Annotated in this window: 9 protein-coding genes; all 9 read left to right on the top strand. The window is 70.7% G+C overall.

Going from position 1 to position 25,663, the window contains the following annotated elements; translation table 11 throughout:
* The first annotated feature begins 20 nt into the window (after nt 1–20).
* Entirely contained in the window at nt 21–908 is an 888-nt protein-coding gene (locus tag WME95_RS40760; RefSeq protein WP_437904658.1) for an ABC transporter ATP-binding protein, read from the top strand.
* Complete coding sequence (locus tag WME95_RS40755) at nt 905–4,309, top strand: ABC transporter permease (protein WP_437904657.1); 3,405 nt, start codon at nt 905–907, stop codon at nt 4,307–4,309. The genes WME95_RS40760 and WME95_RS40755 overlap by 4 nt, the downstream gene beginning before the upstream one ends.
* Before the next feature lie 925 nt (nt 4,310–5,234).
* The gene (locus WME95_RS40750; protein WP_437904656.1) at nt 5,235–6,611 is read left to right on the top strand and encodes a salicylate synthase; all 1,377 of its coding nucleotides are present in this window, start codon (nt 5,235–5,237) and stop codon (nt 6,609–6,611) included.
* A gap of 82 nt (nt 6,612–6,693) precedes the next feature.
* Nucleotides 6,694–13,239 carry an amino acid adenylation domain-containing protein gene (locus WME95_RS40745; protein ID WP_437904655.1) on the top strand — a complete coding sequence of 2,182 codons (6,546 nt, stop codon included), beginning with the start codon at nt 6,694–6,696 and terminating at the stop codon, nt 13,237–13,239.
* Nucleotides 13,240–13,350: 111 nt separating this feature from the next.
* A complete protein-coding gene (locus WME95_RS40740) occupies nt 13,351–18,891 on the top strand; it encodes an amino acid adenylation domain-containing protein (protein ID WP_437904654.1) in 5,541 nt (1,846 codons plus the stop codon).
* Entirely contained in the window at nt 18,888–20,660 is a 1,773-nt protein-coding gene (locus tag WME95_RS40735) for an ABC transporter ATP-binding protein (protein WP_437904653.1), read from the top strand. The genes WME95_RS40740 and WME95_RS40735 overlap by 4 nt, the downstream gene beginning before the upstream one ends.
* Entirely contained in the window at nt 20,657–22,396 is a 1,740-nt protein-coding gene (locus WME95_RS40730; protein WP_437904652.1) for an ABC transporter ATP-binding protein, read from the top strand. Before WME95_RS40735 ends, WME95_RS40730 begins: the two co-directional genes overlap by 4 nt.
* Nucleotides 22,393–23,502, top strand: a complete 1,110-nt coding sequence (locus WME95_RS40725; protein ID WP_437904651.1) for a saccharopine dehydrogenase NADP-binding domain-containing protein — start codon at nt 22,393–22,395, stop codon at nt 23,500–23,502. Before WME95_RS40730 ends, WME95_RS40725 begins: the two co-directional genes overlap by 4 nt.
* Complete coding sequence (locus WME95_RS40720; protein ID WP_437904650.1) at nt 23,499–25,661, top strand: methyltransferase; 2,163 nt, start codon at nt 23,499–23,501, stop codon at nt 25,659–25,661. Before WME95_RS40725 ends, WME95_RS40720 begins: the two co-directional genes overlap by 4 nt.
* Nucleotides 25,662–25,663: the final 2 nt, after the last annotated feature.

Genomic DNA, 25,663 nt, shown 5'->3' with positions numbered 1-25,663 from the left:
ACCGGAAGCGGAGAGATCCAATGTCCAACTCGAACGGGCTGATCGTGAAGGGGTTGATGAAGACGTACGCCAACGGCGTTCGAGCGCTGAACGGCGTCGACCTGAGCGTCGGACCGGGGCTCTACGGGCTCCTGGGCCCAAACGGCGCGGGCAAGAGCACGCTGATGCGCACCCTCGCCACGCTCCAGACGCCGGACGCGGGGACGATCACGTTCAACGGGATCGACGTCATTGCGTCTCCTGACCGCCTCCGCCGCCGCCTCGGGTACCTCCCGCAGCAGATCGGCGCGTACCCGGGGGTGACGGGGCGGTCGCTGCTCGAGCGATTCGCATGGCTGAAGGGGCGAACGGACCGCCGCGAGCGCGACGCGGAGATCTCGACGCTGCTCGCGCGCGTCAACCTGAGCGACGTCGGCCACCGCGAGGTCGCGACCTACTCCGGGGGCATGCTGCGGCGGTTCGGCATCGCGCTCGCGCTCGTGGGATCTCCGCAGCTCCTCATCGTGGACGAGCCGACCGCCGGCCTCGATCCGGCCGAGCGCAACCACTTTCATCGCGTGCTCGCGGAGGTCGCCGCGGAGGCCGTCGTGCTGCTCTCGACGCACATCGTGGACGACGTGGAGAACCTCTGCGGGCGGCTGTCGATCGTCAACCGGGGGCGCGTGGTCGCCGAGGGCGCGCCGGCCGAGCTCACCGCGCCGCTCGCGGGCCGCCTGTGGACCCGGACGTACGCGCGGGGCGAGCCGATCCCCGACGACGCGCTGAACGTCTCGCCCACGCCGAGCGGCACCCGCGCCGTCGTGGTGCGCGATGTGTCGCCCGGCGACGGCTTCGTCGCTCACGCGCCCAAGCTCGACGATGCCTATCATTACCTGCTGGCCGAGTCGCGACAGGCGGAGGCCGCGTGAGCTCCGCGCGCACCTATGTCGTCGAGGCGTGGCACGAGCTGCGGGCGGGGCTGCGTACCTCGCTCGTCCCGCTCATGTTCGTCGGCCTCGTCGGCTATCTGTTCATCATGCTCTCCAGCGCGGAGTACCTGCGCGACATGGGCGGGGCAGACGTCGCGCGCAACAGCCCGCATGTGGTCTTCCTGATGACCTCCGGGCAATCGTTCTGGCTCATCTTCGCGTGGGCGTGGATCTTCGCGCAGGTCGTCACGCGGGATCGCGCGGCGGGGCTCCACGAGCTGGTGCTCTCCGCGCCCGTGTCGCTCCGCGGGCTGCTGATCTCGCGCTACATCGGCGCGGTCGGGCTCGCTTGCCTCCTGGGCTCGGCGAGCTCGCTCGGGTTTCTGCTCGTCCCCGGGCTCGCCGCGCTCGGGGTGTTCCCCAAAGAGGCGGTCGGGCCCACGCCGATCCTGGCGATCGCTTCGTCGTGGGCGCTCTTCGTGGTGCCGTCGGCCATCGGCCTCGGGGCGCTCTACCTGACCGCGGCGCTCCGGACCCGGAGCACGGCCGGGCCGTTCGCCGTGGCGGCGGTGGTCATCTTGATCTGGATGGTGGCCATGATCGTCCTGCGGGGCGGTGACCTGCACACGGACATCGCGACCGTGGTCGACGTGAGCGGCTTCGGGGAGGCGGAGGCGCAGACCAAGCGCTGGACGCCGCACGAAAAGGCGACGGCGCAGCTGGCCATGACCGCGCCGCTCCTCGTCAATCGGCTCCTCTGGAGCCTCGTCCCCCTCGCCATCCTGGCGTTCGCGCTCGCGCGGCACGGGCGCGAGGCGCTCGTGCTCGGGCGGCCCGGCAAGCCGTCGCCGAGCGGCGAGGCGACCTTTCGTGGCGCCGCGCCCGCCGCGCCGGCCGTCGCGGCGCTGCCGCCGATCACGGCGCCATCCTGGCTTCGCGCGACGCTGTCCGAGGCGCGCTGGCACCTCTCGCTGACGACCCGAGGGTGGGCCTTCCGTACCGCGGTCGCGCTCTGGACCCTCATGAACGTGGCAGGCGCCTTCTACCATGTGATCGGGCACGCCGAGGGGCCGCTGGTCCCACGGCCTGCGCTGCTCGCGCCGTTCCTTATCCGCCTTTGTTACGTGTTCTCCGTGTTCGCCGTGGCGGGGTTCGTGGGGGCGCTCGCTCGTCGAGATCAGCAATCCGGGTTCGACGAGATGATCGACGCGACGCTGGCGCCGCTCGGCACACGCGTGGTTGGCCGCGCCGTCGCCGCCCTCCTGCTGACGGCGGTCATGGCCCTCGCGCCGACGCTCTCGGCGTGGATCGTGACAGGTCTCACCCTGCCTTCGAGCTTCGAGCCGTGGAATGCGCTGCTCGTGAACGCCCTCGTCGCCGCGCCCGCCCTGCTGGAGCTCGGCGCGATCACGTTCCTCGTCCACGCGCTCGTGCGTTCGCCCGGTACGGGGTACGCCGCGTCGATGCTGGCTGCGTTCATCGCGCTCGTGAATCACGAGATCGACATCGTCTCGTATCCACCCGCGCAGCTGGGGATCCCGGTGCATGTCGCCCTCTCCGAGCTCTCGGGGTGGTCGCCGTGGCTCCTGCCGGTGCTCGAGATGGGCGTCCTGAAGCTGAGCTGCGTCGGCCTCGCCGTGGCCCTGGCGTGGCTCGCTTACCCCCGCGGCACGGCCCTGAGGATGATCGATCGATGGCGCGGGGCAGCGCGGCAGCTCGCCCAGGGCGCGGGAGCCCTGGCGGCCCTCAGCCTCTTTGTGATCGCTTGCTCATCGACGATCTTGCACGAGCAGATCGTGGTGCAGAGCGGCTTCGCGTCGAAGAGCGAGGAGAACGCCGCCGACGCGGCCTGGGAGGCCCGTTTCTGGCCGGAGGCGTCGGCGTTCTCCGTGGAGGGCGGAGAGGTCGAGGCGAAGATCGCGCCGTCCGCGCGCACCGCCCACGTCCGCTGGACGCTGCGGGGAGTGCGGGCCAGCGCGGCGAAGCTGCACGGGAGCCTGCGCACCGGGATGGATATCGACAGCGCCCAGGTCGACGGCTCCCCTCGTGAGGTCGTCACGGCGAACGAGCACTTCATGGTCGATCTGGGCAGCTGCGCGCAGAGCGGGTGCGACGTCGAGCTCGAGATCAGGATCGCGTCGCCCCGCTGGTTCGCCGAGGGGGAGGCGCCGTGGCTGGACGGCTCCGGCGTGTGGGCGCGCGCGGCCGATCTCGTGCCGCGGCTCGGGCACGACGGAGAGCGAGCGCTGCGATCTCCGTCCACACGTCGCGCGCTGGGGCTCGCGGAGCGCCCCGGCGCGCTCGACAGGAATGCGCTGGTACCCGCCCTCGCCGTGGCGCCGGCGGGCCTTTGGCGCTGGTCGGTGTCGTTCTCCGAGCAAGGCGTGAGCACGCCTGTCGAGGGGAGCACGACACAAGGCCTCGACTTCGCCGTGGCGTGGCTGCCCAGGGGTGCGGAGCCGAGACAGCTGCGGCAGGAGGGCCTCACGGCGTGGCATGGCCCGTCGCGCTCCGGTACGGCGCGCGAGGTCCTGGAGGACGTCCAGACGATGGGCGCGTGTGTTCAGGCGCGGCTCGGGGCCATCCCGGAGGTGACGACGGTCGTGCAGGCGCCTCGCGACCTCGGCGAGATCCGGGCCCATGGCGCGGTCCTGTGGCTGCCGGAAGGGGACGGCTGGGACGTGGCCGCGTCCGGCGCCGGACGCCTGAAGCGACGGGCCGCGGTGGCCGAGGCGCTCGCCGCGCGCTCGCTCGCGGACCGCGCCGATCTGCGCGCGGAGCCGGGGGCGCGGTGGCTCATCAACGGCGTCGCGGGGTGGATCGGGCTCGAATGCGTGCGGCGGTCCGATGGCGGTGACGCGTGGCTCGCGCTCCTGGATCGCCGCAGCGACGACGTCGCGGATGCGCTCGGCGCCCTCGACGCGCCCGTGTCGGGTCTGGCCGACGACGGCGCGGCCAGCTGGGTCATGGCGTACGCTCCGCTGGAGACCCTCGCATGGGCGCAGGCCACCGGAGACGCCGAGGCGTTGCGCGCAGCGACGCGGGTCGCCGACATGGTGCGCTCCGGAGAGCCGGTCCGACGCGCGCTCGCGCGCGCAGCAGGCCCGATCATGGCCGACCGCCTCCTGGGTCCCCCTTCGGCCTCGGATGTGACCGTCGCGATCGCCGACGGCGGCGCGCTGGAGGTTCGCGGCGAGCGCTCGCAGTGGGAGGGGGGCGGCTGGCGGCCCGTCTCCAGCTCGTTCGAGATAGTCCAACGCTTCCACGACGAGGAGACGCCGGCGCGCGTGACGCGCGTGCCGGCAAGATTGGAGAGCGATGCCCAGTTCGTCGTCTTCGACGCGTGGCCCTCATTCGAACGCTCGCCGCGGGACAACGCGTGGAAGGCAGGCCCGCATTGACGGCGCGAGCCCGCGCCGCGCCTGCACATCCCCGCGCGTCAGGAGGATGAGGGCCGTGCAACGAACATGTTTCGCTGCGCCATGGAGGACTCGTTGGCTGCGCTGGTGAACGCTGAGTAGGGAGGCGCCTGACGAGCGCATCATCGACTCATTTCGTTAGACTTTCGATTGTGATCCGAGAGGTCGATTTCCTCCGGATCCACTTAAATTCAGCGCGGAGGCGCCTCCGGGGAGCGATCGTGTCCGCCGCACGAAAATCGCCGTTCGCCCGGCTTGACGCTGATGCAATTGGTATGTATATGCATTTAGTCATCATCTTCAAGATGTAGGCGACTCGGCGTCGTGCCTATCGGCGCTCGCGAGGCCACGCTCCACGGGCGTGGTGTCGCGAGCCGGGAGGGGTACATTTGCGATAGCTGTCCATGACAGGTCGGCGTGAGCTCCGACCCGCAGATCGCGGGGGCGGGCGCTGTCGTATTGTCATGTCGTGACGAGAATCTCGTCTGGATGGGTGCGACCGCACAGGCCTGCGAACCCTCGCAGGGCCCGCGGGGCGATGCTGGAAGGCGCGCGAAGAGGAACGCTTCGACCCTCTGCCGCTGGGTCGACGTGTTTACCGTGACGCCTGTTCCCGATTCGAAGGCTCGCCACCCGAGCACGAAGCGGGGGCGCGACCGTGGCTCGCGCCTGGAACACTGCCCGTAGCGAGCGGGGCGTGGGCTGAAGAGCTCACGTGCTCCTCCTGCTCCTCACGTCTCGGTTGCGGCCTCTCGTACCAGAGGTGACCTATGTTGCAAAAGCAACTTTTGTGTAAATACAACAGAAGCGATGCGGGGCGACAGGGTGGATGTGCCATCCTTCGCTCCCCTCGAAGAGATCGAGGCGCAGGCAGCCCGGGACGGCATCACTCACGTGCGGGGCGAGCATGAACATCTCTCATCAACGGCACTACTTCGAGCGCCGCGTCTCGATCGGCGCAGACCCCATCGACCTCGCGGCGGCGCTCGCCAGGTCGGGCTCGCACGCGACGTACTTCGTGTACGAGCGCGACGGCGAGTGGAGCGTCGCCCTCGGCGCGGCCTTCGAGCTCACTGCAGACGTACACGGCGTGCACCGCGTCGACGCGACAGGAAAGCACAGCTGTCCCGGGGACTGCCTCGCCGCGGTCGAGGCGGCGCTCGCGTCGATCCCGCTCCGTGGCTGGCGCGCGTACGGCACGGCTTCGTTCGAGTTCGCGTACCTGCTGCACGGCATCGAGGCGAACCTCGGCACGGAGCCCCTGCTTCACCTGACCATCCCGGAGGTCGAGATCCGCCTCCAGCGCGGCACGGCGCTGGTTCGAGCGCTGACCTCGGACGAGCTCGAGCGGATGGTGGACGTCCTCGCGTCCTCGAGCCGGCGCCATGCGCGCGGGATGAGCGACGTCGCCGGCCTCCCCCCCGTCCCGTTGCCGGAGGTGCTCCCCGCGAGGCTGCTCGAGACGACCGGCGCGGCGAAGTACAAGGAGCTGGTGGCCGCGGCGACGAACGAGATCGCGGCGCGCAAGCTCCACAAGGTCATCGCGTCGCGCGTCGTCCCGGTCGCCGCGCCGGTCGATCTCATCGCGACGTACGTCGCCGGGCGGCGACAGAACACCCCGGCCCGATCGTTCGTCGTCAACTGCCGCGACCTGAAGTTCGCCGGATTCAGCCCGGAGACCGTGCTCGAGGTGACCGCCGAAGGGCAGGTGATGACGCAGCCGCTCGCCGGGACCCGGGCGCTCGTCTCGGACGACGATGAAAACGCGCGCTTGCGGGCCGAGTTGCTCAGCAATTCGAAGGAGCTGGCGGAGCACGCGATGTCCGTGAAGCTGGCGTTCGAGGAGCTCAGCCGCGTCTGCAAGCACGGGAGCGTGACCGTGAACGAGTTCATGGCGATATCCCGCCGCGGGACCGTTCAGCACCTCGCCTCGCGGCTCTCGGGCATGCTCGAGACGGGCAACACGGCCTGGACGGCGTTCCAGGTGCTGTTCCCCGCCATCACCGCGTCCGGGATCCCGAAGAGGGAGGCTGTCGACTGGATCCGGAGGCACGAAGCGGAGAGCCGGGGCCTCTACTCGGGCGCGGTCCTGACGCTGGATCACGACGGCGCGATGGATGCGGCGCTGGTGCTGCGGACGATCTTCCAGCGGGGGAGCAGCGTCTGGCTGCGCGCGGGCGCCGGGATCGTCGCGGAGTCGACGCCCGAGCGAGAGCTGGAGGAGACCTGCGAGAAGCTCCAGAGCGTGGCGCGCCACCTGGTGCCGTCGGAGTTCGCCAGCTAGCCGGTGTGACGCAGCGGACAGGGTGCTCCGGACCTGAGCTTGCCTTTTCACGAGTCAGCCAATGCACGAACAGACACAGCGAATGCACGACGAAGTCGCCTCTTCGGATCTGAGGGAGACGGTCGCGAGCGTGCTCGGCGTGGTGGCCGAGACCGTCCGTGAAGACAGCAACCTGATCGAGCTCGGGATGGACTCGATCACGATGATGCGCCTCGCCGGCAGGTGGCGGCGGCAAGGCATCGAGGTCGACTTCGCCGAGCTCGCGGCGAACCCGCGGGTGTCCGCCTGGAAGGCGCTGATAGGGGAGCGAAGCTGTAGCAAGGGCGAACGCGACGAGCGTTCGCCCGCCGCGGCCACCATCGACGAGGCGGCGCCCTTCGAGCTCGCGCTGATGCAGCACGCGTACTGGGTCGGCCGCGAGCAAGGCCAGCAGCTGGGCGGCGTCGCCGCGCATTTCTACAACGAGTTCGATGGCGAGCGGGTCGACCCCGCGCGGCTGGAATCTGCCGTGCGGGAGCTGCTCGCGCGGCACGGCATGTTGCGCGTGCAGATCCTGAGCGATGGCCGCCAGCAGATCCTGCCCGACAGCCGCGGACGTGGGCTGAAAGTCCACGATCTGCGCGCCCTGTCGGCCGAGGCGGCGCAAGAGGCGCTCGCCGAGCTGCGCCGGACGCTGTCGCATCGGACGCTGGATCTGGCTGCCGGCGAGGTGTTCGATGTCCAGATCTCGCTCCTGCCGGACGCGATCCGCGCGGGCGGCACGCGCCTGCATGTGAACCTGGACATGGTGGCCGCCGACGCGCTCAGCCTGCGGGTGCTGCTGGCCGACCTGGCGCACCTCTATGCCGGCTCGCAGCCGCTGCCTCCGATCAACACGAGCTATCCGCGCTACCTCGCGGAACGCGAGGCCCGCCGCGCGAGCGTCAAGGGCCAGCGGTCGCAGAACGCCGACCGAGCGTACTGGCAAGCTCGCTTGAGCGACCTTCCCGCCGCGCCGGAGCTGCCCGCCGCTCCCTACCACGTGAACGTGGGCGCCACGACGGTTGTGCGGCGCCATCGCTGGCTCGCTCCGGAGCAGGTGCGCGCCTTCGCGTCTCTTGCGGCGCGCCACGGCCTCACGCCGGCCATGGCGATGGCGGCGGTGTTCGCGGAGACGCTGACCGCCTGGAGCGCGGAGCCGCGGTTCTTGATGAACCTGCCGATGTTCGACCGAGAGCCCTTGCACCCGGACGTCGGGATGCTGGTGGGCGACTTCACCTCCTCGGTGCTCCTGGCATGGGATGGCGCGGCGCCCGGCACCTTCGCTGAACGCGCGCAGCGCCTGCAGGCCCAGTTCCACGCGGACGCGGAGCACGTGGGTTATTCGGGCGTCGAGGTGCTGCGCGACCTTTCCCGGCAGCGAGGCGAGCAGGTGCTGGCGCCTGTCGTGTACACGAGCGCGCTCGGCCTGGGCGAGCTGTTCCCGGAGGTGGTGAAGCAGCGCTTCGGGACGGCGTCCTGGATCATCTCCCAGGGGCCGCAGGTGTGGCTGGATGCGCAGGTCACGGAGCTCGACGGCGGCCTGCTGGTCAACCTGGATGCGCGTGAAGACGCGTTTGCGCCGGGCGTGCTGGACGCGATGTTCGACGCGCACGGCCGCCTGCTGGAGCGCCTGCTGGCGTATGAGGAAGCCTGGCGGCAGCCTGTGCCCGCGCTGCTCCCGGGAGAGCAGCTGAAGGTGCGCGTCGCCGCGAACGCGACAAGGACGGCCGTCTCGGGCAAGCGCCTTCACGACGGCTTCTTCGAGCTCGCGAAGCGACAGCCGGAGGCGCCTGCTCTCCTGTGGGGCGAAGGCGGCAGGGTCTCGTACGGGGAGCTCCGGCAGCGCGCGCTGCGCGTGGCGGGCTACCTCCGCGAGCACGGCGTGAGCGCAGGCGACGTGGTGGCGATCCAGCTGCCCAAGGGGCCGAGCCAGATCGTCGCCGTGCTTGGCGTGCTGGCCGCCGGCGCCACGTACCTTCCGATCAGCGTGGATCAACCCGCGCTGCGCCGTCAGCGCATCCTCGACGCTGCCGGCGCCGCCCTCGTGCTCGATGACGTCCCGGAGGGGCAGGCCTCGCTGGCGGAGCCGCTGGCCGGCGAGGACTCGGATCTCGCCTACATCCTGTTCACCTCGGGTTCGACGGGCGAGCCGAAAGGCGTGGAGATCACGCACGCCGCAGCGATGAACACCATCGATGATCTGAACCAGCGCCTTTCGCTGGGCGCGGCCGACCGGACGCTCGCCCTGTCCGCGCTGGAGTTCGATCTGTCGGTGTACGACATCTTCGCGCCGCTGTCGGCCGGCGGCGCCGTGGTCTGCGTCGAGGAGTCGGCGCGTCGCGACGCAGCGGTCTGGGTCGAGCTGCTGCGCCGCCATCGCGTGACCGTCCTCAACTGCGTGCCGGCCCTGCTCGATATCACGCTCGCTGCGGCCGGCGACGGTCCCGGTCCGCTGCCGCTCCGCGCGGTGCTCCTGGGCGGCGACTGGGTGACCCTCGATCTGCCGGGCCGCCTCGCTCAGCGCGCTCCGCGCTGCCGCTTCATCGCGCTGGGCGGCACCACCGAGACAGCCATCCACTCCACGATCTGCGAGGTCACCGAGGTGCCTCCGCACTGGAAGTCGGTGCCGTACGGCAAGCCCCTCGGCAACGTGCAGCTGCGCGTCGTCGATCCTCTGGGGCGCGACTGTCCGGACTTCGTCCCGGGCGAGCTGTGGATCGGCGGCGCCGGCGTGGCGCGCGGCTATCGTGGCGACCGAGAGAAAACGGCGAACAAGTTTCTCCAGGCGGACGGGACGCGCTGGTACCGCACCGGGGACCGCGCGCGTTACTGGGCCGACGGCAGCGTGGAGTTCCTCGGGCGCGCGGACTTCCAGGTGAAGCTGCGCGGGCACCGCATCGAGCTCGGCGAGATCGAGGCCGCGGTCGGAGGTTATCCCGGCGTCAGCCAGGCTGTCGCGGTGCTGGGTGATCGCGGGCTCTATGTGGCCATCACCTCGGATGATCCGAGGATCGATGTGCCCGAGGCAGGCGAGATCATCGATCTGCGGCAACCGCCGCCGGAGCTCGCGGATCTGCGCGAGTTCCTGGTGAACCGCCTCCCCGCCGTGATGGTGCCGGATCACCTGTGGCGCTGCAGGAGCTTGCCGCTCACGCCCAACGGCAAGATCGATCGCAAAGCCTTGCAGCGAGCGGTGAACACCATGGCCCTTCAGGCCAAGGCGACCGTGACCGCGCCGGTCGGCGAGGTGGAACGCCGGGTCGCCGGGGTGTGGGCCGAGCTGCTGAAGGTGCCGGAGGTGGGCCGCGAGGACAACTTCTTCTCCGCGGGCGGCGACTCCCTCCTGGCGACACGCCTCGTGCGCCGGCTGCGCGAGGTCGGCCTCGACGGCGTCAAGCTGGCCGATCTGTTCGCCCGTCCGACGCTGGCCGAGTTCGCTGCCACGTTGTCGCTCGGCGCGGGCGCTCCGGCGCTGCCGGCCCTGGTCGCCGATCCGGAGAACCGCCATCAGCCCTTTCCGCCGACCGAGGTGCAGCGGGCCTACTGGCTGGGTCGTGACGAGAGCTTCACGCTCGGGGGCGTCGCCTGCCAGTTCTACCGCGAGTACGACGTCGTCGATCTCGACGTGTCGCGGCTGGAGGCGGCCGTCAACGTCCTGGTGCGGCGGCACGAGATGTTGCGCGCCGTCTTCGATGAGCAGGGCCAGCAGCGCATCCTCGCGGACGTGCCGCGGTTCACGATAGAGGTCGTCGACGCCGGCGAGGACCCGGCTCAGGCGTACGAGGCGCTGCGGCGCGACTGCTCACACTGGGTCTTCGATCCGACCCGCTGGCCGCTGTTCGGCATGCGGGCGGTGCGGTCGGGCAACCGGACGCGCCTCGGTATCAGCCTCGACAACCTCATCCTCGACGCGCTCAGCATCCTCACTTTCTACTCGGAGCTCACCGCGCTCTACGAGGCTCCCGACGCTGCTTTGCCGCCGGTCGGGCTGTCCTTCCGCGACTACGTGCTGACGTGCACGCCGGGATCGGAGGCGCTCGCCGCCGCGCGGGCGTACTGGGCGAAGAAGCTGCCAGAGCTGCCGCCGGCGCCGCAGCTGCCGCTCGCCAGAGATCCGGCCGAGGTGGGGCGCCCGCGCTTCACGCGCCACGAGGGCAGCGTCGACGCGAGCCGATGGCGCCGCATCGTCGAGCGCGCAGGCGAGCACGGCGTCACGCCGTCCACGGTCCTGCTCACGGCGTTCGCCGAGGTGCTCAGCCGCTGGTGCAGCCGCCCCGACCTCACGCTCAACCTGACGCTCTTCGATCGCCGCGAGGTGCATCCCGACATCCACACGGTCATGGGCGATTTCACGTCGCTCACGTTGATCGGATACCGGCCCGCCGCCGGCGAGAGCTGGGTGACGCGCGCCCGGCGCGTCCAGCAGGAGCTGGGCGACGCGCTCGACCATCGCGACGTCTCGAGCATCTCGCTCGTTCGCGAGCTGGGAAGGCTGAGCGGCGCGCCGAGCCTGACCATGCCGGTGGTGTTCACGAGCGCCCTCGGCGTCCCCGGCGGCACCGCTGCGCCGGCGAGCGGCCCTTTCAGGAAGCAGGTGTGGGGCCTGACGCAGACCCCGCAGGTGTGGCTCGACCATCAGGTGATCGAGGCCGATGGCGGCATCGCCCTGAACTGGGACGTGGTCGAGGACCTGTTCCCGGCGGGCCTTATCGCCACGATGTTCGACGCGTACCTGCGCGAGCTGAGCTGGCTGAGCAGCTCCGAGTGGCACCTGCCCGTGCCCGATCTCCTGCCCGAGCCGCAGCGGCGCGTGCGCGCGCTCGTCAACGCGACCGCCGGAGAGAGCCCACGGCAAAGCCTGCACCGCGCGTTCTTCGACCTGGCGCGCGAGCAGCCGCAGCGGATCGCATTGCGCTGGGGCGAGGCCGACGTGATGCGCTATGGCGAGCTCGCGTCGCGCGCGCTGCGCCTCTCGGCGGCGCTGGCCGAGCAAGGCGTGGCGACAGGCGATGTCGTCGCCGTGAACCTGCCCAAGGGGCCCGATCAGATCGCCGCGGTGCTGGGCGTGCTGGCGGCCGGAGCCGCCTACCTGCCGGTCGGGGTGGATCAACCCGACGCGCGCCGCGACCGGATGCTGGGACAGGCAGGGGTCCGGGTCGTCGTCACCGGCCCGGAGCCGAGGTGCTGGCCCGAGGGCGTTCGTCCGTGTGTGTTCGGACAGGCGATGGCGTCCGCGCCCGCGCCGAGCCCGGCGGCGATCGACGCAGAGCAGCTGGCGTACATCATCTTCACCTCCGGATCGACCGGCGAGCCGAAGGGCGTTGAAATCACCCATCGCGCCGCGCTGAACACGGTGCTGGACATCAATCAACGCTTCGGCGTCGGCCCGGAAGACCGCGTCCTGGCCGTGTCTGCGCTGGATTTCGATCTGTCCGTCTACGATATCTTCGGTCTGCTGTCCGCTGGCGGCTCGCTGGTCTTGGTCGAGGAGGAATCGCGGCGCGATGCGAGGCGCTGGCACGAGCTGGTGTGTCGGCACGAGGTGACGATCTGGAACAGCGTTCCGACCTTGCTCGACATGCTGCTCATCGTCAGCAGCGCGGCGGAGCCCCCGGGCGCCCTCCGCCTGGCGCTCGTCTCGGGCGACTGGATCAGGACGGATCTGCCCGCGCGGCTCGCCGCGCAGCGGCCGGGATGTCGGTTCATCGCGCTCGGCGGCGCCACCGAGGCCTCGATCTGGTCCAACTTCTTCGAGGTGGATGGGGTCCAGCCGTCGTGGCGTTCGATCCCCTACGGCTATCCCTTGCGCAACCAGCTCTTCCGCGTGGTGGACGCGCATGGCCGCGACTGTCCGGACTGGGTGCCGGGCGAGCTGTGGATCGGCGGTCTCGGGGTGGCGCGCGGTTACTGCGCCGCGCCGGATCTGACGGCTCGCAAGTTCGTAGGAGACGGCGCGCGGTGGTATCGCACGGGCGACGTCGGGCGTTACTGGCCTGACGGCGCGCTGGAGTTCCTCGGCCGCACCGACACCCAGGTCAAGATCCGCGGGCATCGCATCGAGCTCGGCGAGGTGGAAGCCGCTCTGAGGTCGCACCCCGGCGTGCGGAACGCGGTGGCCGTGGCGGCCTCCGGGCGCCTCGCCGCCGCCGTGGTCCCCGCTGCCGCGGAGCTCAGCGCGGAGCAGCTGCGCGACCATGTCACCCTGAGCTTGCCGATTCACATGGTGCCAGAGAGGATCGTGGTGCTGGCCCAGCTGCCGCTCAGCGCGAACGGCAAGGTCAACCATGCCGAGATCGTCAGGCTGATCTCGGCGGAAGCCGAGCCCGACGCCCGGGAGGTCGAGCCCCCGCAGGGTGAATGGGAGCATGCCGTCGCGGCGCTCTGGAGCGAGCTCCTGGCCGTCGCCAGCGTCGGCCGCCATCAGAGCTTCTTCCAGCTGGGCGGCGACAGCCTGCTCGCGACGCGCTTCATCGAGGCCGTGAATCAGCGCCACGCCATCATGTTGCCGCTGAGGCGCCTGTTCAACGGACCGACGCTGCGCGAGGTCGCAGCGGCGCTCGCCGCCGAGCAGGAGGCCCGCCAGGAGATCGAGGAGGGCGTGCTCTAGCGGCGTCCGCCGCGGTGGCGCGCCGGAGCCGGCGCGCGGGAGAGCGCTTCGCCGGAGAGTTCATCGTCTGATGTGACGCTTGTCGTCCACAAGCTACAGGAGCTTACGTCCATGCCCGTTGCCGGGATCATCGAAGAGCTGAAGACGCTGGGTGTCGATCTGTGGACGGAATCGGGGCAGCTCCGGTTCCGTGCGCCCAAAGGTTTGCTCACGGAAGACAAGATGACGGTGCTGCGCACGCACAAGGCGCAGATCATCGATTTTCTGGCAGCGAACCAGGGGGTGGTCGTCGCCGCGGACGAGCAGGCGCGTCATGAGCCGTTCCCGCTCACCGACGTGCAGACGGCCTACCTGCTGGGGCGCCAGAGCTCCTTCGGTTACGGCGGCGTCGCCTGCCACGGGTACCTGGAGGTGACGTATCCAGAGCTCGATCCCGCGCGCCTCGCCGACGCCTGGAACCTGCTGATCGAGCGGCATGAGATGCTGCGCGCCGTCATCGAGCAGGACGGCTACCAGCGCGTCCTGCCCACGGTGCCTCGGTACCGCATCCAGTCGACGGACCTCCGCGGCGCGTCCGCCGCCGAGGTGGAGCGCGCGCTATGCGGCATCCGCGCCGAGATGGACCACCGGATGTACGAGACCACCGCGTGGCCGCTGTTCGAGCTGCGGCATACCCGCACCAGCGGCGGCGACGTCGTGCACTTCTCGCTCGACTCGCTGATCGCCGACTGGGCGAGCGCCGGGATCTTCTTCGAGGAGCTCGATCTCATCCTCGCCGGACGCAGCGACGAGCTGCGACCGCTGGACCTCCGCTTTCGCGATTACATCTTCGCGGAGCGGCGGCTGCGCGAGACCGGGCGTTATCAGCGTGACCGCCAGTACTGGCTCTCGCGCGTCAACGATCTGCCCCCCGCGCCCGAGCTCCCGACGCTTCCACCGGCCGCGGAAGCCGGGCCCGTGCGCTTCCGCCGCCACCACGGCCGCCTGTCCGCCGAGCGCTGGGAGCGCCTCCGGCAGCGCGCCGGCGAGCGAGGTCTCACGGCCTCGATCGCCGTGCTGGGCGCCTATGCGGCGGTGCTGCAGCGCTGGAGCCGCCGTCAACGGTTCAGCCTCAACCTCACGCTGCTCAACCGCCTGCCGCTGCACCCGCACGTCGACCGGATCGTCGGAGACTTCACGTCGGTCAGCCTCATGGACGTGCAGGCGGCGTCCGGGCGCAGCTTCAAGGAATGGGCTGCGCGGCTCGGCGATCAGATGTTCGCCGATCTCGACCACCGGCTGTTCACGGGGGTCGAGGTGCTGCGCGAGATGACCCGCCGGCGCGGGCGGGAGGCCGCGCTGATGCCGGTCGTCTTCACCAGCGCCATCGGCCTCGGTTCGCGGCGACGACCCACGAGCGGCCGGCGCTTCGGTCATGGCATCACGCAGACCCCGCAGGTCTACCTCGATTGTCAGGTCATGGATGACGCCGACGGGCTCGAGGTCAACTGGGACGTGCGTCAGGGCATCTTCCCGGACGGCCTCATCGACGACATGTTCGGCGCGCTGCAGCGGCTGCTGGAGGATCTCGCGGAGCGCCCCGAGGCGTGGGAAGCCGTCGAGCCGGTCGCGTTGCCCGGATGGCAGGCGCAGGAGCGAGAGCGGGTCAATCAGACAGGCTGTCCGCTGCCGGATTCCCTCTTGCACCGAGGGTTCCTGGAGCAGGCCGCCCGCGACCCCGGCGCGGTGGCGGTGATCGGCCACGCGGGCAGCTTGACGTACCGCGACCTCGCGATGAGGGCGGCGTCCGTCGCGCAGGCGCTGCGGGACGGCGGCTGTACCGCGGGCGATCGCGTCGCCGTCGTCATGAACAAGGGGATCGAGCAGGTCGTCGCGGTGCTGGGCGTGCTTCTCGCCGGCGGGGCCTACCTGCCGCTGGACGCCACGCAGCCACGGCTGCGCATCGAGAAGGTGCTGTCGAACGCGGCGGTGCGACAGGTCCTGACCCAGTCGTGGATCTCCGCGGCGGCCAAGCTGCCGGACGGCCTGCGCGTGATCGACGTGGACACGCTGGCGCCTGCGCAGACCTTCCCCGAAGCGCCGGTGGGCGACCCCGACGCGCTGGCGTACGTGATCTACACCTCCGGCTCCACGGGTGACCCGAAGGGGGTCATGATCACCCACCGGGCGGCGCTGAACACGATCGACGACATCAACCGTCGCTTCGGGGTGACCGGATCGGACCGGGTGCTGGGCCTCGCCCAGCTCGGCTTCGACCTGTCCGTGTACGACATCTTCGGAACCCTCGCCCTCGGCGGGACGCTCGTCCTCCCGGACCCCGACCGCGGCGCCGATCCCTCCCACTGGGCGGATCTCCTCGTGAAGCATGAGGTGACCCTGTGGAACTCCGTGCCTGCGCAGCTTCAGATGCTGGCGAGCTACCTGCAGACGGAGCCGGTCGCGATTCGCTCGTTGCGCATGGCGCTGCTGTCCGGCGACTGGATCCCCGTCACGCTGCCGGACCAGATCCGCCGGTTCATTCCTGACCTGACGCTCATCGGGCTCGGGGGCGCGACCGAGGCGGCCATCTGGTCGAATTACCATCGCATCGACCGCGTCGACCCGGCCTGGACGAGCATCCCCTACGGGGTGCCGCTCGCCAACCAGGGCTTCCGCGTCCTCGACGAGTCGCTCCGCGACGCGCCGGTGTGGGTCCCTGGAGAGCTGTACATCACCGGGCACGGCCTTGCGGCGGGGTACCTGGGCGATCCGGAGCTCACGGCAGCGCGCTTCTTCAACCATCCCGTCGATGGACAGCGCCTCTACAGGACCGGAGATCTCGGGCGCTATCTCCCCGGCGGATCCATCGAGTTCCTCGGACGCGAGGACAGCCAGGTCAAGATTCGCGGGCACCGGATCGAGCTCGGCGAGATCGAGGCCGCGCTGCTCGCGCATCCGGCGGTCGGCGCCGCCGCGGCCGTGGCGGCCGGCAAGGACTCCACGGATCGCGCGCTGCTCGGCTTTGTCGAGCTCGCGCGGCGCAGCGCGCCTGCGGACGAGGATCTGGCCACGTCGCAGGCCCGTGTCGTGTCTGCGGCGCGGCAGTTCGCCGACAAGGAGGTCCGCGGCGTGACCGCGGCCCAGGTGGCCGAGGCGACCCGAGCGCTGCGCGACGCCTCGTTCGCGTCCATGATGAACGCGTTCTCCGAGCGCGGGCTCTTCGCCGGTCCGCGCGACACGCACTCGGCCGAGGAGATCCTGCGCGAGGCGCGCGTCCACGACCGCCATCACTGGCTCGTTCGCCGCTGGCTGGGGCTCCTTTCGGAGGCGGGATGGCTCACGTACCACGAGGAGAGCCGCCGTTACGCGCAGCGCAGGGCCGCCGACGCGGCGGCGGTCCACGACGCCTGGCGGCGGTTCGAGGAGCTTTCGTCGCCGTCCGGGCTGTGTACGCCCGAGTTCGTTCAGTACCACAGAGCGCACGTGGAGCGGCTGCACGCCTTGCTCGAGAACCAGCAGAACCCGTTCGAGCTGCTGTTCCCGCAAGGGAAGCACGACGTGGCGCTCTCGGTGTACCGCGACGACGCGATCGCGCGTTACAACAACCATGCGATCGCGGCGCTCCTGTACCGGATCGCCGCCGCGCATACGGACGGCGCCCCCCTGCGGGTGATCGAGATCGGCGCCGGCACGGGGGCCACCACCGGCGTGGTCCTCCCGATGCTCGACGGCCATGACGTCGACTACCTGTTCACGGACCTGACAGCCTTCTTCCTGGCCGACGCGCGCGAGCGGTTCCGGGAGCGCCCGTGGGTCCGATTCGGGCAGCTCGATCTGAACGAGGATTACCGCGCCCAGGGCCTGCTGCCGAACTCCGCGGACGTCGTGCTGTGCGCCGGAATGCTGAACAGCACCCGCAACGTCGAGGCCGCGGTGGCGGCCGCGGTGGAGCTGCTCGGGCCGTCGGGGTGGCTCGTGTTCACCGAGCCCACCGCCGATCACCCGCACGTCCTGCTCACCCAGGGCTTCATGATGGACCCCTCGGGCGCGGACCGGGAACGCGGCACCACCAAGTTCCTGTCCACCGAGCAGTGGCAAGGCCTGATCGCGAAGAGCGGCGGTGAGCTGGTGCTCCGCCTGCCGGACGACGACCATCCGATGGCGGCCTATGGCATGCACATGTTCGCTGCGCGCTTCAAGACCGACCGGGCCCGGGTCGGGACCGACGAGCTCACGAGCTTCCTCGGGCAGCGGCTGCCAGCGCACATGGTGCCTGCTCATCTGCAGGTCGTCGACCGGCTGCCGCTCACGGCGAACGGCAAGGTCAACCGCAAGGCGCTCGCCGCCCTGCGGCCCGCGGCGTTCATCGACAGCGCCGGGAAGGAGGCCGATGCGACGCTGGACGAGCTGGAGAGCCGGCTGTGTGCGCTCTGGGCGAGCGCGCTCGGCATCGCGCGGATCGGCAAGGGAGAGAACTTCTACGACCGCGGCGCCGACTCGCTGATCCTCGCCAGGGTGGCAGGTCGACTGCGCGAGGAGGTGCCGGAAGCGGCGCCGTTCGCCTACGACACGCTCCTGCGGCAGATGCTCAATGAGCCGACGGTCGACGCGCTCGCGCGCGCGCTGCGCAGGCAAGACGGCGCAGCGCACGCGCCGGGCGGCGCTGGGCCGGGCGCGGAGGCGTCCTCCAGCGGCGGCAAGACCGCGCAGGTCGCGCAGCGCCGCGAGGGCAGCAATTCGTTGATCCTCTCGTTCGGCGGCGGGGACGGGCCTGCGCGCGTGATGTTCCACGCGGCGCTGGGCACCATGGATTACTTCCAGCACCTGGGGCGGGCGCTCGCCGCCCAGAACCTGGGGCCCGTCCTGGGCTTCGCCGTCGCCGACCCCGAGCTGTACCTCGCGATCCCCCCGAAGGAGCTCGTCGCGCGCGTGTCCGACGATTACGCGCAGCGGCTCATCGATGAAGGCTTCACGCGGTTTCAGCTCATCGGCTACTGCCTCGGCGGGCTGCTCGCCACCGAGGTGGCCCGTCGGCTGCTCGAGCGCGGCATGTCGGTGGACCTGGCGCTCGTCGACAGCATCCCGATGTTCATCGAGACCGACGAGGAGCTCGCCTTCGAGGCGATCTTCGCCCCGAATTTGAACCTGGATCCGGTGAAGGCCGTCTTCGGCGACGACGTCGACAGCGCCGACGTGTACCGCGCCATCGAGAAGCTGATGGTCGAGTACAATCGCAAGATTCCAGCCGGCGCAATGGCCCGGCTTGGCGGAGACCCCGGGCTGGAATCGGTCGCCGCCGCGGTGCGCAGGCAGTCCGCGCGCAGCCAGGACGAGCGCCTGGCCAGCTATGCGAAGGCGGCGGCCGCTCAGGCCGGGGTGCCCGTCGGACCCGAGCTCATCCCGGCGCTGTTCCGGACCTGCAGGCATAGCATGCGCGCCGCGCGGTTCGATCCCGAGCCGTACGTCGGCGATATGACGTTCTTGCGGTGCGACGAGGAGCAATCCTTCGGCATCACCGCGGGCGTCGGGCACCTGACGGCGCCGTTCTGGGAAGGCGTCTGCCTCGGCGAGTTCAAGCTGATCGACGTACCGGGCAACCATTTCAGCGTCATCGAGCCGCCGCATGTGAATGTCGTGGCCGAGCACCTCGCGGTATCGTTGCGCCACACATGAGAGAGAATCAGCAGAAGGACGGGGCGCTCCGCGAGCTGCGCCGCCCGATAGCAGGGCTGTCGCGGCTCGGGATCTTCCTGGGCGGCGTCGGGGCGCTGACGACGCTCGTCCCGTTTATCGGGATCGCCGAGCTCGCGCGGATCCTCGTCGCGTCAGGCCCGATCGACAGCGCGAAGGTGGCCTGGGTCGCGCTGACCATCGTGGTCGGCCTCGGCGTCGGATGGACATGCACCGGAATCGCGCTGTGGGTGACTCACCTGGCGGACCACCGGCTTCAGGCCATCCTGCGGCGCGCGCTGGTGCGCAAGCTGGGTGAGGTGCCGCTGGGGTGGTATTCCGACAAGACGTCAGGGGTGGTCCGCAAAGCGGTCCAGGACGACCTGGAGGACCTGCACCACCTCGTCGCGCACCACGATGTCGAGCTCGTCTCGGCGATCGTCCTTCCGCTCGGCGGCCTCCTGTACCTGTTCTGGCTGGACGTTCGGCTGGCGCTGCTCGCGATCGCCACCCTGCCCATCTACATCGTCGCTTACGCATGGATGATGCGGGGATTCGCCGAGAAGATGATGCAGCTCGACGCGAGCTTCGCCAGGGTGAGCGCCGCGATCGTCGAGTTCGTGCACGGCATCGCGGTCGTGAAGGCGTTCGGCCAGACGGGCCGCGCTCACCAGAGCTACCAGCGCGCCGTCAGCGATTTCAGCGACCGGTATGCCGGCTGGGTGCGGCCGCTGCTCCGGCTCGAGGCGCTGACCTCGATGGCCCTCTCGGTGCCCGTGATCATGCTGGTGAGCCTGACGGTCGGCGCCTGGTTCATCCGAGAGGGCTGGGTGAGCCCCATCGACCTGCTCGCCGAGACCCTCGTCGCCGTGGTCATCCCGCAGACGGTGCTCACGCTGAACCAGGGGCTCACGGCCCAGCGCAAGGCGGTGGCGGCGGCGGAGCGCGTGTCCTCGCTGCTCGACGAGCCGTCGCTGCCCATCACGACGACGCCAGAGGCGCCGCGCGGGGCGGGGGTGCAGTTCGATCACCTCTCGTTCAGCTACGACGGCTCGAGGAGCGTGCTCTCCGACGTGAGCTTCGCTTGCAAGCCTGGCACGGTGACAGCTCTCGTCGGGACCTCGGGCGCGGGGAAGTCCACTCTCGCAAAGCTGGTGCCCAGGTTTTATGACGTGACCGGCGGCGCTGTTCTGCTCGGCGGCGTCGATATACGAAACATCGCGCCGGACGTGCTCTACCGGAACGTCGGATTCGTTCTGCAGGACGTCCAGCTGGTGCATGGAACGGTCGCCGACAACCTGCGCCTCGGCCGGCCCGAGGCCAGCGACGCAGAGGTCGTCGAAGCCGCGCGCGCCGCGCAGATCCATGACCGGCTCGTCGCGCTTCCCAGGGGATATCGGTCCGTGATCGGCGAGGACGCCATCCTGTCCGGCGGCGAGGCGCAGCGGCTGTCCATCGCGCGCACGCTGCTCGCGGACACCGCCGTGCTGATCCTGGACGAGGCGACGGCGCACGCGGATCCGGAGTCAGAAGCGCAGATCCAGGACGCGCTGTCCGCGGTCGCGCGCGGGCGCACGGTGATCGTCATTGCCCACCGGCTGGCGACGATCACCGGCGTCGACCAGATCGTCGTGCTCGACGAGGGCCGCGTGCGCGAGCGCGGCACGCACTCCGCGCTGCTCGCCGCGGACGGGCTCTACGCCAGGATGTGGCGTGCATACGCCGAGAACGACATGGCGGTTGCCGGCGCAGCGGTGGGGGTGGCCTCATGATCCGGCAACTGACCAAGATCCTGGGACCGCAGCACGCGAGGGCGCTGCACGTCTATTTCGGCTGGCTCATCGTCTACTCCGTCGTTCAGGGGGTGGCGATGGCGTTCCTCGTCCCGGTCCTCAAGGCGCTGCTCGGCGGGGACCTGGGCGAGGCGCTGCGCTGGCTGCTCCTCCTGGCCGCGGTCGTCGCGGTGACGTGCGTCGCCCGTTACCAGCAGACGATGAAGGGCTTCGCGCTCGCGCTGGTCGTCCTGACCACGCTGCACGACCGGCTCGGCAACCACGTCGCCCGCCTGCCGATCGGCTGGTTCTCCTCGGAGAAGGTCGGCCGTCTCTCACGGAGCGCGACGGGCGGCACCATGATGGTCACCAACGTGTTTGCCCACCTCCTGACCCCGGTGGTGAGCGGCATCCTGACGCCCGCGACGATCGCCGTCGCCATGCTGTTCTTCGACTGGCAGCTCGGGTTGACGGCCATCGCCTGCACGCCGCTGATCTACCTGACGCACCGCTGGTCGTCGGCGTGGATCGGCCGCACCGAGGAGCAGGTCGACGCCGCGGGGGCGCTCGCCAGCAACCGGGTCGTCGAGTTCGCGCGCAACCAGCAGGTGCTGCGCGCCTTCGGTCGGGCCACGGGCGGTTATGCGCCGCTGGAGGAGGCGATCGATGGGCAGCGCGCCGCGGGCGGGTCGATGCTGCGTCAGACCTTCCCCAGGTTGCTCGCGGGCGGGCTGTCGGTGCAGCTCGCGTTCGCCGCGCTGATCGCGGTCGGCGTGGTGCGCGCCCTCGATCGGTCGATCGATCCGATCGAGCTCGTCGCGCTGCTGGCGCTGGCCGCCAGGTTCGTGGGGCCGCTGGCCGAGGCCGCGGGGCGGAGCGGGCTCTTGCGGATGGCAGGCAACGATCTGGAGCGGCTGTCCGCCATCTTCGATGAGGCGCCGCTGCCCGAGCCGGAGCGCTCCAAGCCCGTCGCGGCGCCGGGGGAGATCGAGTTCTCCGATGCCCTGTTCGGCTATCAGCCGGGCGCTCCCGTGCTTCGTGATGTGTCTTTCCGGATAGCGCCGAGGACGATGACGGCGATCATCGGGGCATCCGGCTCCGGGAAGACCACGATAACACGGCTGATCGCGCGCTTCTTCGATGTCGACGCGGGCTCGGTGCGGGTGGGCGGCGTGGATGTCCGCGAGCTCTCCACGGAAGACCTGATGACGCAGCTGTCGCTCGTCATGCAGGACGTTTATCTGTTCGATGACACGCTCGAGGCGAACATCCGGGTGGGCCGGCTGGACGCCACGGACGCCGAGGTGCGCGAGGCGGCCCGTCTGGCGGGCGTGGAGGAGATCATCGAGCGCCTCCCGCAGGGCCTGAAGACCCGGGTCGGCGAGGGCGGAGCGTCGCTGTCCGGCGGGGAGCGCCAGCGGGTGTCGGTCGCCCGAGCCGTGCTCAAGGACGCTCCCATCGTGCTGCTGGACGAGGCGACGGCGGCGCTCGACCCGGAGAACGAGCGCTACATCCAGAGCGCGATGCGCACATTGATGAACCGGTCGACCCTGCTGGTCATCGCGCACCGGCTGCCGACCATCGTGTCCGCGGATCAGATCCTCGTGCTCGACGGCGGCCGCATCGTCGAGGCGGGGACGCATCAAGAGCTGTTGGCGCGCAACGGGCGGTACACGGCGTTCTGGAACGAGCGCCGCCGCGCCCACGGATGGCGGCTGGTGGAGGCTGCGGGATGACGATCGGCATCTTGGGAGGTTATGGCGACGTCGGCGCGGAAGCGGCCCGGCGGCTCGTGGCGCTCGGCCTCGGGCCGCTGAGGATCGGCGGGCGAAACCTCGAAGCGGCCCGCCGCTTCGCGACCGAGCTGTCCGTGGGAGCGGTCGAGCACCAGGCGGTCGATGTTCGGGACGACGCGTCGTTGCGTCGCTTCGTCGGTGGGTGTCGGATCGTGCTCAACTGCGCCGGTCCATCTCACGCCATCGCGGACCGCGCGGCGAGGGCAGCCGTGGAAGCCGGCGCCGACTACGTGGACGCCGCCGGCGACGATGCGCTGTTCGCGCTCCTCGACGACGAGGCGTACCGCACCCGCGGGCGCGTGGCCGTGCTCTCGGCGGGGCTGCAGCCTGGCCTCACCGCGCTCTTGCCGCGATGGGCGGCGCAGCGGGCTTTCAGCCAGGTTCACGGCCTGCGCAGCTATTTCGGCGTGCTGGACCGCTTCACCCAGGTCGCCGCGGACGACTACCTCCAGGCCGCCACGGACGGGGTGAGCGAGCCGCTCGCGGCATGGCGAGAGGGGCGTCGCTCCGGGGTGCTGACCCGGACGCGCAACGTGGAAGTCCCGTTCTTCCCCGGTCCGGCGACCTTGCTGCCTTACCTCAACACCGAAGGGGAGCGGCTCGCGGCGTCGCTCCGGCTCGCTCGCGGAGACTGGTATACTGTCATTACCGGCCAGCACATCCTCACGGCCTTCGACCGCGCGCGCAGCCTCGAACGCCGCGAGGCGGTCGCGGCGTTATGCCGGGCCAGCTTGCTCGACCTTGCTGGACGCGAGCCTCACGTCCTTCTCGTCGCGCAGCTCGACGGCCTGCGAGACGGCGCCCCGGTCACGCGCACGCTGGTGATGCGCGGACGGCGCAACGCCGAGCTCACAGGGACCCTGGCCGCGCTCACCACGCTGGCGGTGGACCAGGGCCAGGTGCCCGCTGGGCGCCACTTCGCCGCGGCGGCGCTCGAGCCCCTGTCGACGGTCGGTCGCCTTCGCGAGAGCGGCGCGGTGACAGCGCTCGATCTGCTGGAGACGTCGATCGACGCGCTCGGCGCTACCGAGGAGGGCTCCCTGTGACCGACGGGATGCCTCTCGTGCTGTGCGGCGCCGGGTTCGGTCCTCTGCACCTGACCGCGCTCCAGCGTTTGAATGGGCGCTTTCGCCTCATCGGCCAGCTCGCCGACGACAGCGAGGGCGCCCGGAGGTTCGCCGATCAGGCCAGGATAGCGCTCTGGACCCGGCCGGATCAGGCGCCCCTCGGCGCCGGCGTGAGCTGCTGGGTATCGGCGGCCGGGCACGGCGTGCCGGTGACCGAGCGCGCCGTCGACCTCCTGGGGCGGGGCAGCGCCGTGCTGGCGGAGGCGCCGCTCGAGCACGATGAGCTCGCCGCGTGCCTGCGGCAAGCGCGCCTTTCACGAGCCGCATTCCGGGTGGCAGCGGTCGCCTCTGCCACGCCGGCATCCCGGCGGTTCCTCGGCGCAGCGCAGGTGTTGCGCGCGCGCACGCCGATCAGGTACGTCGCGGCGACGTGCACGAGAGCGTCGATCCAGGCGCTGCTCCGCCTCCTGGGAGACGCGCTCGGCGCCCTGCGCCCCTGGCAGATCCGTGAGCCGATGCCGCTCGGGAGCGGGCTTGTCGTGCTCGGAGGCAGCCTCGCGGGTGTTCCCATCGTCCTGCGCGTGCGCAACGAGGTGTCGACAGAGGCGCAGAGGGTCGTCGAGCTCGCCCTGGGAAGCGACGCCGGCGAGCTGAGGTTGACCGGGGTTCACGGCGACGTCCTCTGGACCGCCCACGCCACGGGATCTGGCGTGCTGCTCGGCGGGACGGACGCGCCGGCCGAGCGCGAGACCGTGAGCTGGCTGCGCGCGACCCGCGGCGAGCTGACGGCGTTCGCCAACGCCGTTGAGAGCCCAGGCGCAGCCGTCAGCGAGGCTCAGGTTCAGCTCACGCTGTGCCGGCTCCGGCACGACGTCCTCGCCGCGCTCGGCTCGGCGACGGCGCGCGCCGACGCGGAGGCCGTCCCGGCCGCGGATCTGGCCGCAGCGGCCGTGGAGGCCGCCGCCGACGACGCCGGCGGTGAGGCGCCCGGCGTGCCGACGGCCGGCGAGACACACGAGGCGGGGCTGAGGCTCACTCGGCTGCTGGAGCCCGCGCCGGGGCGGGATGCCCTGGCGCACCTGCCGGGGGCGATGCAGCGACTCGAGGCGATCAGCCTGCGGGCCCTGGGGGAGCTGCTCGTCGCGAGCGGCGGCGTGCATCCGGGCGGTGAAGCGCGCACCGCGGAGGAGATCGTCTCTGCGCTGGGCGCGGCGCCGCGGCACGCATGGCTCGTCCGGCGGTGGCTCGCCGCGCTGTGCGACCACGGTGTGCTCAGCAACGTGGCGGATAAGTACGTGTGGCGACGGGCCCTGCGGGACGCCGGCGCGGCCGCCGACCTGCCCGACGCGTATGCCGCGCTCGGCTTCCCGCCCGCGATGGCGGAAGTCCACCAGGCCGCGCTGCTCCGCCTGCACGCGCTCGTGCGCGACGAGCTCTCGATTCAGCAGCTCTTGTTTCGCGAGCGGCAGGACCTCTCCACCCTCGCCGCCTACCAGGACAACGTCTTCACCGCTTACCTGAGCGCCGCCGGCGCTCACCTCGTGCGCCGCTGCGCGGAGCTGCGGCACCGGCCGCTGCGCGTGCTCGAGCTCGGCGGAGGCGCCGGGCTCACCACGACAGCCGCGCTGCGGGCCCTCGACGGCGCGCCGGTCGACTACCTGTTCACCGACATCGCGCGCGCGTTCACGGCCGCAGCGCAGGAGCGGTTCGGCCGCCATCGCGGGATGCGTACTGCCGTGCTCGACATCAACATCGATTTCACGGCGCAGGGGGTGGAGCCGCACGCGGCGGACGTCGTGCTCGCGGGCAATGTCCTCCACAACGCCGCGCATACGGGTCGGACGCTGCGCCGCATCCGCCGCGCGCTCGCTCCCGGCGGGTGGCTCATCTTCACGGACTCCACACGAGAGAACTGCGCGATCCTCACGGCGATGCAGTTCCTGCTGTCTCCTGCGGCCGGCTCGCCGCCGCTCGGCAGCGAGGACCGGCGCGCCGGGACCGATCAGGTGTTCGTCGACGCGCCCGGCTGGAATGAGGAGCTCCTGGCCGCTGCCTTCGTGCCGCGGTTCGTCCTTCCTTCGCTCGAATCACCCCTGGCCGTGGCAGGCCAGCACCTGTTCTTCGCCACCGCCTGCTGACG

The organism is Sorangium sp. So ce327, assembly GCF_051530205.1.
In the GTDB taxonomy this organism is placed as follows: domain Bacteria; phylum Myxococcota_A; class Polyangia; order Polyangiales; family Polyangiaceae; genus Sorangium; species Sorangium cellulosum_B.
The sequence above is the reverse complement of the archived record's forward strand: the minus strand, read 5'-3'. Positions and strand labels throughout refer to the sequence as shown.

Coding starts and splice junctions, on each gene's coding strand:
- WME95_RS40750 (WP_437904656.1), top strand. CDS start 5,235: ATGAACATCTCTCATCAACGGCACTACTTCGAGCGCCGCGTCTCGATC.
- WME95_RS40745 (WP_437904655.1), top strand. CDS start 6,694: ATGCACGACGAAGTCGCCTCTTCGGATCTGAGGGAGACGGTCGCGAGC.
- WME95_RS40740 (WP_437904654.1), top strand. CDS start 13,351: ATGCCCGTTGCCGGGATCATCGAAGAGCTGAAGACGCTGGGTGTCGAT.
- WME95_RS40730 (WP_437904652.1), top strand. CDS start 20,657: ATGATCCGGCAACTGACCAAGATCCTGGGACCGCAGCACGCGAGGGCG.
- WME95_RS40735 (WP_437904653.1), top strand. CDS start 18,888: ATGAGAGAGAATCAGCAGAAGGACGGGGCGCTCCGCGAGCTGCGCCGC.
- WME95_RS40760 (WP_437904658.1), top strand. CDS start 21: ATGTCCAACTCGAACGGGCTGATCGTGAAGGGGTTGATGAAGACGTAC.
- WME95_RS40725 (WP_437904651.1), top strand. CDS start 22,393: ATGACGATCGGCATCTTGGGAGGTTATGGCGACGTCGGCGCGGAAGCG.